This is a genomic window from Haloarcula amylolytica (assembly GCF_049705545.1).
Classification (GTDB): domain Archaea; phylum Halobacteriota; class Halobacteria; order Halobacteriales; family Haloarculaceae; genus Haloarcula; species Haloarcula amylolytica_B.
The window spans coordinates 1380453-1395179 of sequence record NZ_JBNAMU010000001.1 but is presented as its reverse complement, the minus strand read 5'-3'; the positions used below and the strand labels follow the sequence as shown (position 1 = coordinate 1395179).

At 64.3% G+C, this 14727-nt stretch carries 15 protein-coding genes; 7 read left to right on the top strand and 8 right to left on the bottom strand.

From position 1 onward, the window contains the following. Positions 1 to 24: 24 nt before the first annotated feature. A complete protein-coding gene (locus ACOZ4H_RS07465) occupies positions 25 to 1521 on the bottom strand; it encodes a hypothetical protein (protein WP_424328684.1) in 1497 nt (498 codons plus the stop codon). A 210-nt stretch (positions 1522 to 1731) separates the two neighbouring features. On the opposite strand from ACOZ4H_RS07465, the gene ACOZ4H_RS07460 reads away from it, so the two are divergent. After that, positions 1732 to 1917 (top strand): hypothetical protein, encoded by a 186-nt coding sequence (locus ACOZ4H_RS07460; protein WP_424328683.1) that lies wholly within the window; start codon positions 1732 to 1734, stop codon positions 1915 to 1917. Here the strand turns inward: ACOZ4H_RS07460 and ACOZ4H_RS07455 are convergent. Both ACOZ4H_RS07455 and ACOZ4H_RS07450 read right to left on the bottom strand, forming a co-directional pair. Then, complete coding sequence (locus ACOZ4H_RS07455; protein ID WP_424328682.1) at positions 1914 to 3008, bottom strand: hypothetical protein; 1095 nt, start codon at positions 3006 to 3008, stop codon at positions 1914 to 1916. The genes ACOZ4H_RS07460 and ACOZ4H_RS07455 overlap by 4 nt on opposite strands. Positions 3009 to 3148: 140 nt before the next feature. Next, positions 3149 to 3634 (bottom strand): FlaD/FlaE family flagellar protein, encoded by a 486-nt coding sequence (locus ACOZ4H_RS07450; protein ID WP_424328681.1) that lies wholly within the window; start codon positions 3632 to 3634, stop codon positions 3149 to 3151. 173 nt (positions 3635 to 3807) lie between these two features. Between ACOZ4H_RS07450 and ACOZ4H_RS07445 the strand changes: the two genes are divergently transcribed. After that, positions 3808 to 4710, top strand: a complete 903-nt coding sequence (locus ACOZ4H_RS07445) for a ParA family protein (protein WP_424328680.1) — start codon at positions 3808 to 3810, stop codon at positions 4708 to 4710. Continuing rightward, positions 4707 to 5690 (top strand): chemotaxis protein CheW, encoded by a 984-nt coding sequence (locus tag ACOZ4H_RS07440; protein WP_424328679.1) that lies wholly within the window; start codon positions 4707 to 4709, stop codon positions 5688 to 5690. The genes ACOZ4H_RS07445 and ACOZ4H_RS07440 overlap by 4 nt, the downstream gene beginning before the upstream one ends. Before the next feature lie 20 nt (positions 5691 to 5710). On the opposite strand, the gene ACOZ4H_RS07435 is transcribed toward ACOZ4H_RS07440, so the two are convergent. Beyond that, positions 5711 to 6856, bottom strand: a complete 1146-nt coding sequence (locus ACOZ4H_RS07435) for an NAD(P)/FAD-dependent oxidoreductase (RefSeq protein WP_424328678.1) — start codon at positions 6854 to 6856, stop codon at positions 5711 to 5713. 109 nt (positions 6857 to 6965) lie between these two features. Between ACOZ4H_RS07435 and ACOZ4H_RS07430 the strand changes: the two genes are divergently transcribed. Next, a complete protein-coding gene (locus tag ACOZ4H_RS07430) occupies positions 6966 to 8186 on the top strand; it encodes a PAS domain S-box protein (RefSeq protein ID WP_424328677.1) in 1221 nt (406 codons plus the stop codon). Between the two features lies 1 nt (position 8187). Here the strand turns inward: ACOZ4H_RS07430 and mvaD are convergent, their stop codons facing one another. The 3 genes from mvaD to msrA all read right to left on the bottom strand — a co-directional run bounded on the left by mvaD (position 8188) and on the right by msrA (position 10545). After that, positions 8188 to 9162 carry a phosphomevalonate decarboxylase MvaD gene (gene mvaD / locus ACOZ4H_RS07425; RefSeq protein WP_424328676.1) on the bottom strand — a complete coding sequence of 325 codons (975 nt, stop codon included), beginning with the start codon at positions 9160 to 9162 and terminating at the stop codon, positions 8188 to 8190. Positions 9163 to 9262: 100 nt separating this feature from the next. Then, positions 9263 to 9799 (bottom strand): cob(I)yrinic acid a,c-diamide adenosyltransferase, encoded by a 537-nt coding sequence (locus tag ACOZ4H_RS07420; RefSeq protein WP_053968960.1) that lies wholly within the window; start codon positions 9797 to 9799, stop codon positions 9263 to 9265. A 77-nt stretch (positions 9800 to 9876) separates the two neighbouring features. After that, positions 9877 to 10545, bottom strand: coding sequence for a peptide-methionine (S)-S-oxide reductase MsrA (gene msrA, locus ACOZ4H_RS07415; RefSeq protein WP_424328675.1), 669 nt, complete (start codon positions 10543 to 10545; stop codon positions 9877 to 9879). Positions 10546 to 10636: 91 nt separating this feature from the next. Between msrA and ACOZ4H_RS07410 the strand changes: the two genes are divergently transcribed. The 3 genes from ACOZ4H_RS07410 (at position 10637) to ACOZ4H_RS07400 (ending at position 11486) form a co-directional block, all read left to right on the top strand. Then, on the top strand, positions 10637 to 10807 hold the full coding sequence (locus ACOZ4H_RS07410) for a hypothetical protein (RefSeq protein WP_312620507.1): 171 nt from the start codon (positions 10637 to 10639) through the stop codon (positions 10805 to 10807). 68 nt (positions 10808 to 10875) lie between these two features. Beyond that, on the top strand, positions 10876 to 11079 hold the full coding sequence (locus ACOZ4H_RS07405) for a DUF7511 domain-containing protein (protein WP_424328674.1): 204 nt from the start codon (positions 10876 to 10878) through the stop codon (positions 11077 to 11079). Between the two features lie 38 nt (positions 11080 to 11117). After that, positions 11118 to 11486: a response regulator gene (locus ACOZ4H_RS07400; RefSeq protein ID WP_424328673.1), complete on the top strand. Its 369-nt coding sequence runs from the start codon at positions 11118 to 11120 to the stop codon at positions 11484 to 11486. Here ACOZ4H_RS07400 and ACOZ4H_RS07395 read toward each other — a convergent pair. Beyond that, the gene (locus tag ACOZ4H_RS07395) at positions 11483 to 14668 is read right to left on the bottom strand and encodes a PAS domain S-box protein (protein WP_424328672.1); all 3186 of its coding nucleotides are present in this window, start codon (positions 14666 to 14668) and stop codon (positions 11483 to 11485) included. The two genes, ACOZ4H_RS07400 and ACOZ4H_RS07395, sit on opposite strands and share 4 nt — an antisense overlap. Positions 14669 to 14727 lie beyond the last annotated feature (59 nt).

The following is a 14727-nucleotide window of genomic DNA, read 5'->3' as shown; positions in this document are numbered from 1 at the left end:
CCGAGAACGGATGGCTAGCGAGGACTACGACCCACCGTGTCCCGTCGGATCGATTTTCGGGTCGGTGCCGTCGATACCGCTCTCGATATCCGAGAGGTCAGTCGTGTCAGTCGGTGACGGCGAGGGTTCGTCGGCGGTCGTGATGTCCAGGTCCGGCGTTGTCCCAGTCTCGTCGAAGCGGTCGTCCACGTCGACGGGTTCGCCATCGAGTCTGGCCTCCGTCCGCGAGAGTCGCTGTTCCACGGCATCCAGTTCCGCTTCAAGGTGGTCGGTGGCGTCCGGATAACAATCCCTGGCGTCCGCCAGCGCGGTTTCGAACGCCGCCCGGGCCGTCTTGTACTCCTCTAACGCGGCGTCGGGCTGGCTGGCGTCGGCGTACCAGTCCCCTGCCTCCATCGCGTCCGTCGCGACCGTCCGCCGCGCGGCGACGAGGTTCTCCGCGACTGTTCCCAGTCGGTCCCGGACCTTCTCGGGGTCGCCGGCGAACCGCCGCTCCTCCGCGCCCCAGTCGAGTTCGAGGACGTCTCGGTAGGCTTCGAGCGCCTCGGCCCAGTGATCGGCGGCGACATCGGGGTCCTCTGCCGCGACAGCCTCGTTGTCGGCTGCAACCGCAGTGCGCAGCGGCGACTGTTCGAGGTCTTCGATGACGGTGTCGAGTCGATCCCGCTCGGCACGGATGTCGGCGAGTTCGGGGACGACCGCCGTCGGGAGCGAAAAGATCTCGTCGTACTCCGCCCGCGCCGCCTCGTAGGCGTCGTACGCCGCCTCGAAATCGTTCCCCCGCCAGTGCTTTTCACCGGTGTCGACCGCCCTTCGGGCACGGCTGCGGCGGACTTCCGCGAGTGTCGCGACGTGACGCTCCCGTACCGTCGCGACACGCCTTTCGAGCGCATTCGCGTCTCCGGGCGGCCCGAATTCGGTGGCCGTCTCGCCGGCCGCGTCGAGTCGGTCCCCGGCTTCCAGCACCGACTCCAGTGCCTGCTCGTGGTCCCCTCGGTCGCGCTGTTCGGTCGCCGTCACGAGGATCCGCTTGACCTCGTCCAGGATGTTCTCGACGCGGACCCACGCCTGTGACGCGTGCGAGAGATACGCCGTCAGGTCCACGAGTCCCTGCTTCCCACAGTGGACCTGCCACTCCGTGTCGCCACATCGCCGAAACGTGATCCGGCCGTGTCCCAGCGATCGGTCGCCCGCAATCTGATCGATATCGACGTGTGGGATGGCGAACCGCGTGTCGCCGTCGTCGTCGCCCACCAGCAACAGGAACCGCTTGTCAGTCACGATCCCGATCATCCGGTAGTTACTTCCTGGTCGCACCGTCTCGCCGGACTCCGACGTGCCGATTTCGATGCCGTGCTTGCGACTGGTGAGGACGAACTGCGCCGTCTCGTCGTCGTCGACGGCTCCCAGTGCCGGCCCGTCGTGGAGATACCCGGCCGAGAGGAGTCCGCCCGGGCCGGTGCCGGTGAGAACGTCAGGCGGATCACCCTCGAAATTATCTAAGTTGATAATTTTTCCCATTATCGGGTAGAATATGCCTGTGGACTTGAGATTCACTTATCTATTCTGATACCGGAGTAGTAAATTAATATGATTAGCGATTATATCATACTGTGATTCGCGGTCGCGGCCACATCCGTCGATTCCACCGTGTGTCGCGTAGGTCCGTCCGTCAGCCGGCAGACGGTTGTCTGACTTGGCTTTAGGTATCATGTCTCCGTAGTCGGCCACATGCCACGTACCCGTCTCGGCGGGGGGTCGTCCCAGGACCGACAGGGCGGTGAACTCTCAACCGACGCGACCCGCCTCGGAATCGATACCGACGTGTTCGAACTGCTTTCGACCGATCACGTTCACAAAATGGCACAGCCCGAGCCCAGAATCGAACAGTGGCTGAACTGCTGGCGGAATCCCTAGTTAGTCTCGACGAGACGCGCCGCGATCCGCTGTGCGCCGATGGTCGGCGCGACGTCCGGTTCGTCGGCGGCGATGACTTCGATGTCGCGGTTCAGCTCCGCGCTGAGTCGCTCCTCGAACTCGTCGACGATGCCGGGGATGCAGGCCATGCCGCCGGTGAGGGCGATCGGCCGGTCCAGTGCTAGCTGGTACACCTTCATGTAGTCGTTTGCCAGTTCCGGCAGGAACGTGTTCGCCAGTTCGTCGACGGCGTCGTCGAGGTACTCGTCGAGCGCATCCATCACCGAACGCTCGATGGTGAACTCGTGTGAGCCGCCGCCGGGCTGCTGGATGATGTCGGTGAACGGCTCGAAATCCACGAAGTCGGCGTGTTCCTCCTTGTATTCGCGGGCAGTCTGATTGTCGATGTTGACCCGGCCCTGGGTCTCCTCCTCGACGTAGTTGGCGATCATCCGGTCGACTTCGTTCCCGGTCACGGCTCCCGTGGTGAAGGGAGCGAGCTGCTCGCCGCGTCGATACGCGGAGGCTTCGAGGTTCGTCGACCCCATGTTGACGGCGACGAAGATCTCGTCGATGGCTTCCAGGTCGTCACCGAACGCCGGGATAGAGCCACACAGTGACTCCGGATAGCTCTCGACGAGTTCCAGCCCGATCGAGGAGTTCTCGATGACATTCTGCAGGTTCTCCAGCCCGGTCGGATTGTCGATAGTCGGGATAGCGTACACGACACCGCTGTTTGCCGGGATGTCGTGCTCCTCGATGATCGCCTCGAAGAACGTCTTGGTCATCTCGGCTCGGTCGGCGTCCTCGGGGAGTCCCGACCGAAGCATGTACTCGACGCGGTCCGGATACTCGCGGGCCGCTTCCTCGCCGTAGAGGATCTTCTCCTCGCCGGTCAGGGCGTCCTCGTACGTCGCCATGCACGTCAGTGTCTTGATAATTCGGTTCTCCGTGCCGTGTTCGCCCGGCAGGGCAATGACGGTCCGGGTGCTCCCGAGTTTGACCCCGACCGGAACAGCGGCAGCGCCGCCTGACGACACACCGGCGTCCGATTCGGACCCGGTGCCGTCGTCCGCATCCTCGTCACTCATATACGGTCGTCCTTGTCGACCGCCCGATATATATCCTCTCCCTAGTATTCAGGACTGATAGCTACCCCCTCGGGTAGCTGCCACTGAAACCCGTCGTTATCAGGGGGTTCGAGGCGAAGAATTGTTACTGAAAACGAAGATTACGTCATCTGGGTGAGCTTCGCGACGTAGACGAGACTCAGCATGTGGTCGTCGACGCTCAGGTCGTTGTCGTCGTTTGTCGCGGACTCGTCGATGCCGAGCAGGTAATCCGAGAGGTCGTCCTGTACGTCCTCGGTTATCCAGTCGATGGAGCGGTAGTAATCGAGCGCTTCGTCGGCCCCCTGATACCCGGAGTGCATCAGCAGGAACTCGAGCCACTCGAAGACCACGAACTCCGCGGCGTATGTCTCGGGCAGTGTCTCGAGGTAGGGCTTCTCCTGGGCGTCGCCACCGAGGAACGGCAGCAGTTCACGGTAGAGTCCGGAGCGGAACGAACTCCCCGCAAGCACCTCGTCGTCGGAGTCGTCCAGCCCCATGTCGAGGTCCGTCGGGTCCGGGACGTCCTCGTCGCTCATCCCGTTCCCCCGCTGACGAGCCATCTTCCGTAGCTCGTCGAGGTCGTAGTCGCGCGGGTTGATGGTCATGATACTGACCCTTCAATCTACACAATCATAAATCTTGCACACCGTCAGACGGCCGTCATGCACGCTTTCACGGGTGTTTCCGACTCGTCCGCGTTCCGTACCCGAGTTGCGACGTTGATAATCGGGACCACATTTTTATAGTGGCTCGGGGTCGACCTGTGGATACTTCGACGATGAACCGGCAATCAGAAACCGGTCCAGCCCGCTTTTGCGTGACCAACGCGAAAGGCGGGACCGGAAAGACGACAGTTGCTATCAACGTAGCCGGTGCACTGAATGACCGCGGCCGGGACGTCCTCTTTATCGACCTCGACCCCCAGGGCAACGCCACGGAAGGCGTCGGTCTGGTCGAGGCATACGACGCCGACCCGCCGACGCTGTTCGACGCACTGACCGGCGACCCATCGGCGCTGGGTGACCTTATCTGTGAGGGCGAGGAGATGGACGTGATTCCGTCGAGCATCGATATGCTCCAGGCCGAGCACGAACTGACCATCGCCGATCTCATCGCCCGGGTCAACACCCAGGGCGGGGATATCGACCAGGCCGCGCTGGCCTCGTTCGCTATCAACATCACGCCGGAGATGGTCACGGGGTCACACGCGCTCGACACGCTCGACCGGGCGCTGTCGACGCTCGATGCCGATTACGACTACGTCATCATCGACTGCCCGCCGTTCTACGGGAAGCTGACCGACACCGGCATGTACGCCGCACAGAACGTCCTCATCCCGGCACTGACTGAAGCCACTTCCGAGCGGGCCATCGAACTGCTGATGGACCAGATGGCCGCGATGGAGCGCCAGACCGACGCATCGATCAATACGCTCGGCGTCGTCGCCAACCGCGTCGAGACCACGTCCGAGGACGAGACGATGCTCGAATGGTTCAACATGGCGTTCCCGGACAGCCCTGTCTGGGAGGTCCGCAAGCGAGTCGCGCTCCAGCGCGCGTTCAGCGCCGGCCAGTCGATTTTCGCGACCGAGGAATCGTGTGACATGGCGGCTGTCTTCGAGGACATCGCCACGGAACTCGACGAGCAGTTCGGCTTTACCGACACAGAGGTACCAGCATGAGTGACGACGAACGCATGGACAGGGCGGAGCGCATCCGACAGATGCGCGAGGGGAACAAGGCAGAAACTACCGACGACACCGAGGAGACGGACGAAGCCTCGCCGGACGCGTCCGGTGAGCAACCCGACAACGAGGGCGAGAGCGGGGAGACAGCAACCGAGGCGACTGCCACGGAGTCAGCCACCGCCAACGAGGACGCGACTGGCGACGCGGCTGCTGCCGATGGACAGGCTGCCAACGACGGCGACAGTGACGCCGACACCGGCGACGCAGCCGCTGACCAGGGCGACACTGACGCGATGGCCGCCGCACAGCGAGCGGCCGAGGCCTCCGCACAGGTGACGACCAACGACACCGACACGGGTGCTGTCGACCAGCCGACGGACGACCTTTCGGCGTCGGCCAACCCGATGCAGGGGCCGACCGGCGTCGAACTGCCGGACCAAGAACTCATCGAGGAGGCGATGGAGGCGAACAACACAGCCAGGACCGAAGGCGGCGCTCGCGCCGCGGCGGTCGACGACGAGTCCACCCAGGCTGAAGAGATGGTCCGGGTGCTTGAGTTCGCTCTCGGCGACGAGTACTACTGTCTCGACATCGACTACGTCGAGGAGATTGTCAAACGCGAGACGGTCACCCGCGTTCCCAACACCGACGACTACGTCGAGGGCGTCGTCGACCTCCGGGGCCAGATCACGACGATTCTCAGCCCCAAGGTGATGATGGACATCGACAGCGACGGCACAGAGAACCTCATCGTCGTCTTCGACGCGGACGTGTTCGAAGAACAGGGCGCGATGGGCTGGATCGTCGACGAGGTCCGGCAGGTCGTTCCCGTCGCCGAATCCGAAGTGAACACCGCGCCGGTCGACGGCGAGTACATCAACGGCGTCGTCGACCGCGACGGCGAAGACGAGTTCGTCATCTGGATCGAGCCCGACGACGTGCTCGACAACGCAACTGCAGACGGCGAGGACTGACGCGCCGTTGTACTGTTTTCCTACTCTTTTCTCGCCGCCCCGTCGCCGAGGTCCAGTTCCTCGCTGACGAGGTCGACCGCGTTTTCGACGGCCCCCACTGTCCCCAGATAGCCCGCGCCGACAGTCGTCTTGAGCGCCAGCGCGGCCCGCCCGGTGAGGATAGAGGGGCCGACCTTCGCCACGGCGTCGTCGCCGACCGAGACGAGCCACCCCGGCACGTCGAACTGGTACTGGGTGAGCCGAGGCTGGAACTCGCCGGAGCCGCCCTCCCTGTTGTCGACGAGCGTCGCGATGTTGTCGGCGGCGACACGGGCCTCGCGGATAGCCGCCGACGCGCTCGCGGGCACGGCCTCGCCGTCGCTGTCGACGACCCGGGCAGCGTCGCCGACGGCGAACGTCGACTTGCCGAGTCGGAGGTCCGCCCGAACGACGGGGCGGTCGGCGTCGAGCGCCGGCGACCCCTCGATACCGCCGGTCCAGACGAACTGGTCCGTCGCTATGTCCGAGCCGTCCTCGAGCGTAATGATGTCGGCATCCGCTCCAGCCACGCCCGTTCCAGTCCTGATTGTCACGCCGACGTCCACCAGCGCGTCGTGGACGGCCGACTGGAACGACGCCGGGAACGACGGCGCGACGGCGTCCTCCTGTTCGAGCAACAGCACCTCGATATCGCTGTCCTCGCGCATCTCGGCCAGTTCGCCGGCCACCTGGACGCCAGACAGGCCCGCGCCGCCGACGACCACGCGGTCGCCGTCCCCGAGGTCGAGGAACCGCTCGCGGATCTCGCGGGCGTCGTCGAGGCGCTTCAGCGGCGTCGCGTGCTCGCGCACGCCCGGGAGGTCGTAGAAGGCCGTTTGCGCGCCGAGACACACTGCACCCACGTCGTAGGACAGGGTCTCGGAGCCGTCCAGCGTCGCAGTCCCTTCGTCAGGGTCGACATCCGTGACCCTCGCCTGTCTGACTTCGCAGTCGAGGACGGCGTCGAGGTCGACGGTGATCTCCTCGGCCAGCGACGGCCGCCGGACGACCCGATGGAGTTCGTGCTGAACGAGGTGGTCGGCCCCCTCGTTGACGACGACCAGCGAGACGCTATCGGGGAGGGTCTGTTCGAGCTTTCTGGCGAGCGTGAGCCCGGCGTATCCGGCTCCGAGAACGGCGACGCGCATACCGCTCGGTTGGGACTAGACGCTGATAGACCTGTCTCCGGAGAGACGCGAGTAGGCGACCATCGCACAATTTATGATCATGCATCCCCCTCGATTAGGCTAGCCTAAAATGGACGACGGCGCCGAGTTACTCGTTGGAGAGCTGTTCCAGTCGTTAGCTGAAGAGGGACGTACGGAGACGCGCGAAGCGCTGTTGGACGTGTATCAGAACAGCGCCGTCCGTGAGCGAGAGGCACTCTCCCGAACGTTGTTGTCCGAGCTGTTGGCCCTGCTAGATGCTCGACTCGACCGCGAAACGGAGGTCGAGATACTGGCGGATTCGGTCGGGTCGCTAACGGAGCGCTTCTCGGCCATGGTCCAGTCGATACCTGCCGCGGTGGTCGTACTGGACGCTGACCGGTCGATTCAGTTCTGGAACGACGGTGCCGAGCGGCTGTTTGGCTGGGACGAGAGCCAGGTAACCGGCCGCTCGTACGCCGACACGCTGGGCGAATCGCCGGAGCCGCTCGACAGGCTGCTGTCGTCACTTGTCGACGGTGAATCGCTCACCGGCGTTGAGTCCTGTCACCGTCACGCCAATGGGTCATCGCTCGACGTACGGCTGTGGGGTGCGCCACTCACCGGCGACAGCACGGACGGTGCATCGCTGTTCGTCCACGACATCTCGGAGCAGAAACAACGCGAGCAGCGGCTTACAGTCCTCAACCGCCTGTTCCGGCATAACATCCGCAACGACGTGACCGTCATCCGCGGCCATCTGGACATGCTCAGCGACGAACGACAAAGTGAGCATATCGACATCATTGCGGACCGTATCGAGGACATCCGTCGTTTGAGTGAGGCGGCACAGCAGATCGAGCAACTACAGCACAGCGACGAGACAGAACAGACCACCTTCGACCCGCGTGCAGTGCTCCGTGATCGAGTCGGCCGCCTACGAGCGGAGCACGCGGCCATCGAACTCCGACAGGACATACAAGTCGAGGGCCGCGTCGTTGGTCACGAACTCTTCCCGTACGCGCTCGATAACGTCCTCGACAACGCAGTGGAGCACAACGACGCTCCAACGCCTCGCATCGATGTGGTAGCCGAGCCAGCGGACCGAAGCAACTGGGTCGTCCTTCGGGTGGCCGATAACGGCCCGGGACTCCCTGAGACGGAGCAGTCGGTGCTGACAACTGGAACGGAGACGCCACTCGCTCACAGCACGGGCACGGGACTGTGGCTCACTCAGTGGATCGTCCGCGAGTCAGACGGGTCGGTTTCGGTGGCTGAGAGCCGGTTTGGCGGAACTGAGGTCGAGATCTACCTCCGGCGGCCAGTCGACTAGTTCAGAACAGCGCCTTGTCCTCGTCGAGAATCTGTGCGGGGCCGCCAACATCCCAGACGCGGGTGTCGACGCCGCAGTCGGCGACCGTCTCTTTGACGCGGCCGACGTACTCCTCAGTCGTATTGATGTAGACGCTCGCGCCGGTGTCGACGGAGAAGTACACCGGCACGTCCTCGGTGTTCCGGAGCTCCCGGACGGCGTTGAATATCTCGATGGTCCGCGGTTGCCAGTACACCCAGCCGGCGGGACCGGTCATCGTTGCGGCGGCCAGCGACAGGGAATCCTTTTCAGCGAGGTCGAAGACGGCGTCGAAGTCGGCCTCGTACAGCGCGTCGCGCATGTCCGAGATCTGGCCGTGGATGTGGGCCATCCGGGACTCGAACATGTGGCTCTCGGCGGCCTCCTTGTGGGCTTCCTCGGTTTCCTTGTATGAGGGGACCATGCCGGCGACGACTCGCAGGTCGTCTTCGAGGTCCGTCTCGATGCGCTCGCTCCGACAGTCCTTGTCGTTCATGCCGGTCCGCAGGTGGGAGAACGCCCCGGTCACCGCGCGGGCGGCCGAGGAAGAGCCACGGCGGGCGACAGTCGAGATTTCGGGTCGCGTCATGTCGAGCCCCGCTGCCTCAACGAGGGCCATCGCCGCGGCGGCAAAGCCCGATGAGGAGGAGCCAAAGCCGATGTTCGTCGGGAAGTTGTTCGCCGACTCGAATCGCACGCCGTGGTCGATCCCTGCGAGGTCGCGGACATGCTCTACGACGGCGTCGATACGTTCGGCTCCACGGCCGGTGACCTCCTCGCCGTCGATGACGTACACGTCTTCCTCGCGGTCCGGGTCGAAGGCGGCCGTCGTCTTCGAGTGGCTCGGCGCGGTACAGACGGAGATGCTGTCGTGATACGGCAGTCGCAGTTCCTCGTCGCGCATCCCGTGGTACTTGACCAGCCCCTGAATCGGATGTGCCTTCGCGGTCGCTTTCATACCTCACCCTTCCGGGCCGGTCACTTTGCTATTGCGAACCGCCGGCGCCGGCGTGGCGTCGAGTTTCAGACGGCCCCTGCTGAGCAGGAATCTTACAGCGTCAGTACTCTGGGTTCTCCTCGCGGATGCCCTCCCGCTTGTTGACGAGGCGGGCGAGCGTGAACAGGGCGTCAGAGAGCCGATTCAGGTAGATGATAGCCGTCTCGTTGACGCCGGCCTCCTCGGCGGCGAAAGAGACACAGCGGCGCTCTGCGCGCCGACAGACCGCGCGGGCGTGGTGGAGCTTCGCCCCGGGTTCCGACCCCGATGGGAGGATGAACGATTCGAGCGGGTCCAGCTCCGAATCGGCCTCGTCGATGAGATCTTCGAGCGTCTCGACGTGGGACTCCTGTATCCGCGGGTCGTCCTCCTCTGGGCTGGGGTTGGCGAAGTCGGCCTGAACGATGTGGAGGTGGTTCTGGATGACGCGGAGCTTTTCGTCGATATCGTCGTGGCCGGTCGGCCTGACGACGCCGACCAGCGCGTTCACCTCGTCGACGGTGCCGTACGCCTCGATGCGACGGCTGTCCTTCGACACCCGCTCCATGTTCCGGAGATCCGTCTGGCCCTGGTCGCCGCGACCGGTGTAGATTGTCATAGCTGAATCTGGAACTGCCAGCGTCTTATACCCGTGGGCGAATCGTTGGGGAGAGCGGCCCCGGGCTCGCAGCCCTCTCAGAGCCGGCGGCGCACTTCCGAGAGCGCAGCCGGAGAGATATCCAGTTCGGCAAACAGTGCCTCGCGTTCGTCGCTGTCCCCGTGACCGGCGACGAAGCCGTTGAGGCGGGCGGCGACCGTCGAATCGACGAACGCGTCGCCGTAGCTTCCTTCGAGTTCGTCGGCGACCACGGGCGTCGACCGGAGCTCGTACTTCTGGTGATACCCCTCCGCCAGGTAGAACCGGTCGAGGGCTTCGATTGCCGTCTCGACGGACTTCCCCGTCCGCGATTCGAGGTCGTCTCGTGTCCGCCGGGCGGCCTCGCGCTGCTGGTCGTCGTGTGTCAGCACCACGCCGCGGTACTGGCGTTTCCGTGCGGCGGAAAACGGCGTATGGTTCGCCCAGAACACGTCCAGCAGGTCCTCGTAGCTCACTGCATCGGGGTCGTACTCGATCTGGACGACCTCGGTGTGGTCGCCCAGCGAGTAGTAGCTGGGGTCCGGTTCGGTCCCGCCGGCGTAGCCGACGCGGGTCCGGACTACGCCCGGCGTCGCGCCGAACCGCGCGTCCGGCCCCCAGAAACAGCCCATGCCAAACGTCGCTGTCTCGGTCGCCGACGGCGGCGGCGATTCAGCGTCGACGGCCAGTTCGGTCGGATGGGTCGGCTCGTACGCGCTCGGAGTCATACTGGACTACAGGGGGCCTAGCGGTTTGCCTGCTTCGACGCCCCGAGTGGAACCGGGAAATTCAACTGTACCCCCGCGGAAACAACTGGATATGGGCCTCGAACTCGAACACTACTGCCCTGAATGCGAAGAGTACCGCGATTTCTGGAAGGTCGCGAGCACGACGATGCACCTGGGGACCAAGGTCAAGTGGCACTGCCCCGAGTGTGACTACGGGTTCGTCCGCATCGACGGCGAAGTCGACACCGGCCAGGCGGCATAGCTCTCCGGAGCGGTATAGAGACCTCTTAGCAGCCGTTTTACACCGCCCCTGAGAGGCATCTGCTACCGATGAGCCTCGACCCGGACGGTGCAGGGAACGCGACCACCGAGCGAACGCAAGCCCCGCGCGACCTGTCGATGACCGTGGTTGAGTACACCGGCGAACCGGACCGCTGTACCGTGTCGCCGCGAGGGCTCTCCGGCGTTGCCAAACTGTCAACGTGGATTACCGTGAACAGGGCGGTTGTTGTGGACCTGGATACGATGCGGTGACCGAGAGTTTTTATCGGGGAACCACGGACCTAGAACTGATGAGTATCGAGGTCCTACTCGTAGACGAGGACGTAGACGTTCTAGAAATCGTCGGTACGTTTCTGGGACAGGAAGACGGGTTCGAGATCACGACGGAGGCCGACCCAGAGGCGGCGCTGGACCTAGCAACTGAGGGTGATTTCGACGCCGTCGTCAGTGACTACAAGATGCCTCGGCTCGACGGAATGGAGCTGTGTGCTGCGCTCCGAGATAACGACGTCGACATCCCGTTCCTGCTGTTTACGGCCCGCGAGCACGACGACGTCGCAGATGCTGCTGCGGAACACGGCGTCACTGCCGTGGTCCAGAAAGGGACCGGCACGGAGCAGTACGGCGTGCTCGCCGACCGAATCCGCGACGCCATCTAGGTATCCATCCGAGGCAGTTCTAGCGTGACGACTGTCCCGCCGTCCCGACCGCTAGCGAAGTCGACGGTACCGCCGTAGGTTTCGGTCACCCAGACGACCAGCCACAGGCCGAGCCCGGTCCCGTGGTGCAGTTGCGTGATCGGTTCGTCGCCGGTCACAACGTCGAGTTCGTGTTGTGGAATCCCCGGACCGTCGTCGGCGACAGTGATCGAGACGGTTCGCGGGTCCGCCTGGACGTCGATGCGGACGGACGGGTCGTCGCCGGCGTGTTCGAGGCTGTTTTCGAGGAGTTCACCGAGGATTCGATGGAGCCGCCCGTCACCTGCCCTAACCGACGCATCCGGGAGGTCTGTCTCGATTTGGCCAGCGTAGCCGTCGCGATACGAGGACACGATATCCGAGATGGCGGTGTGCACGTCGACTGGGTCCGTGCCGTACTGGTCGCGACGAACGGAGCGCTCCATGTCACGTGCGCGCTCGCTCAGCGACGCCATCTCCTCTGCCTTCCGCTGGAGCCTCTGGAGAATAGAGCGGCGGTCCTCGTCGTCGATTCGCTCCTCTAGCGCGTCAGCCATCCCGAGGACGACAGTCAGATCGTTCCGGAGATTGTGCCGAAGGACGCGGTTGAGCAGCTTCAACCGGCGCTCGCGCTCCCGCTGGTCGGTGATATCGGTGTAGATACCGAACCCGCGGACGCTGTCGCCGTCCCGGCTGTACGGCACGCCCCGGAAGAGGAAGTCACGGAACCCCGTCTCGGTCATCAGTCGAAGTTCGGTCTGGAAGGGGTCGCCGTTCGTCCGCTTGTCGTCGAACCGGGGCAGTTCGTCGTGCGTGGTGTCCGGCGGCCGGAGAAGGTCGGAGAGTTGGCTGTCGACGGCCGTGTCCTGACCGTACCCGAACACGTCGGAGAACGCGGGATTGACGGATCTGACGACCGACTCGTCCGCGACCGTCTCGGTTTCGATGACGGCGTCGGGAAGCGTGTTGAACAGGTACGAGAACCGATCACGCTCGTCTTCCAGTTCTGCCCGCGCCTGCTTGAGGTCGGTCAGGTCCCGGACGACGCCGACGGTGCCGCGGAACTGGTCCGCATCAAGCAGCGAAACCTCTATTTCGGCCGGCCGCTGCTCCCCGGCGGCGGTTTCTAGCGTGGTTTCGAGCTGGACCGCGCCGGTTCCGCCCTGCCGGCAGAGGTCGCCGATACGACAGGCGAACTCGTCGATAGCGTCCTGGTCCAGAACAATTCGCGGATGCTGGCCCAGAAGCGACTCCTGCTCGTAACCGAGCCACTCTGCGAGGGGCTCGGTGACCAGCTGGAATCGCCCCTCGTCGTCGAGGACGTACATCATATCACGGACGTTCTCGACCACCGACTCGTACCGCAGCAGGCTCCGTTCACGCTCGACGCGGTCGAACGCCGCGGCCGCATTGGACGCGAGAATCTCCCCGACAGAGACGTCCGAGTCGGTGAACTCGTGGCCCTGTGGCGCGCCGATGCTCACGACCCCGTGGCCACCCATCGGGAGGTACATCACCGCCGTCAGAACGTCGGAGTCGTAGTTGTCGACCCGTTCGAACTCGTCAACGACCAGCGGGTCGTCGCGCTGGAACGCGTCGCCGGGGAACCCCTCGTCGGCGTCGTACACCGGACGTTCCGGGACTTTGTCGCTGGCGGCGGCCGGTCGGAGCGTGTCCGTCTCCTCGTCGTACAGCCTGACGAGCGAGTGGTCGAATCCGAGATCCGACTCGGTCGCTTCGATGACTGTCTCGGCGACCTCCTGGGGTGTCTGGGCCTGCATGAGCGACCGGGTCGTATCCAGGAGCCCGGACAGCGCCTCGTCACGGCGTTTCTGTTCCGTGATATCCCGGATGACGCCTGCGGTCCCGGCGAATCGCTCGTCATCGTCGTACAGCAGCGTCATGTGGTCCTGGGCGGGGAACGAGTTCCCCGATGCCTGCTGGATCTCCAGTTCGAACGATTCCTCGTCGTCGCGGTCCTCGAATATCATCTCCTGGACGATGGATTCGGCGCGCTCGACGACGGCGTCGTTCTTGATGAAGCCGGTGTACGAACCGAGCAGCTCCGCCTCGGAGTAGCCCGTGAGGTCAGTCATCGCCTGGTTGACGAACTCGAAATGGCCCTCGGAGTCGAGCGCGTACACGCCGTCGTCGACCGCTTCGATGATGTTCTCGTACCGTTCGAGTTCGTCCTCCCGACGGCGGCGTTCGAGTTCGCGGTTCACCCACTCGACCAGCAGTTCGAGAAACGCCCGCTCAGAGTCCGAGAACGGCTCCGAACGCGGGTCGCTGTCGGCGAAACACAGCGTTCCGTATGTCGTCCCGTTGACGCTGATCTCGCTCCCGATGTAGCAGGAAACCCCGGCTTCCTGTGCCAGGGTCGGACCGCTCTCCACGTCGGTAGCGTCGGGGACATCGTACATATCGTCGGTCTCAATGACCCGGTTACAGTAGGTGTCCTCGACCGGGGTCGTGGTCCCGGGCTCGAAGAGAGAGTGCTCGCCGGCCATCACCGCGATCTCATGGGTCCCGTCCGCGATCCGGTTCAGAAAGCCAAGCGACACGCCGAGCCGCTGGCATCCGATTTCGAGGACCCGTTCGATCGTTTCGGTCTCGGTGAGCCCCTCTTCGGTCGCGAGCTGCGTTAGCTCCCGCAGTGCGTTGTTCGTCTGTAGTTCGCGCTCCGTGCGATCAGCAGTACTGCCGGTACTCGCAGCGCGGGAGTCAGTCTGCGCCGGCGGGACCGTCGTTGTCGAATCCCCGGATTCAGCTGTCGGCTGTGACTGCGAGTCCTCGTCACGCGTGTCGGCCGCGGCCAGGATAGCAGACACGCGGTCGCCCAGGTCCACGTCGCTCCGGGGGACGTACTCAGTGGCGTCTAGTTGTGTTGCCCGCGCGGCGACGACGCCGTCGGGTTCGGTCGTGGTGAGGACGACCGGGAGCGCGTCTTCCTCCTCGCGTATCGCCGCCAGCACGTCCAGGCCGGTGTCCGCTCCCGGCAGGTGCTGTTCACAGACGACGGCCTCGTAGGCGTGGTCGGCCAGTTCCGACAGCGCGCCCGTCACGGTGGTGACTGTTGTGACCGAGACCGATGCATCAGGTGGGGCTGTGTCCGCGTCCTCGTCGGCAGGACCTACGTACAACAAGTGCGGCGTATCGGACATAGCGTTCCGTTGTAACTGCTATACAACGGGGTGGCATATACGCTCGGGCGGGAGTATCA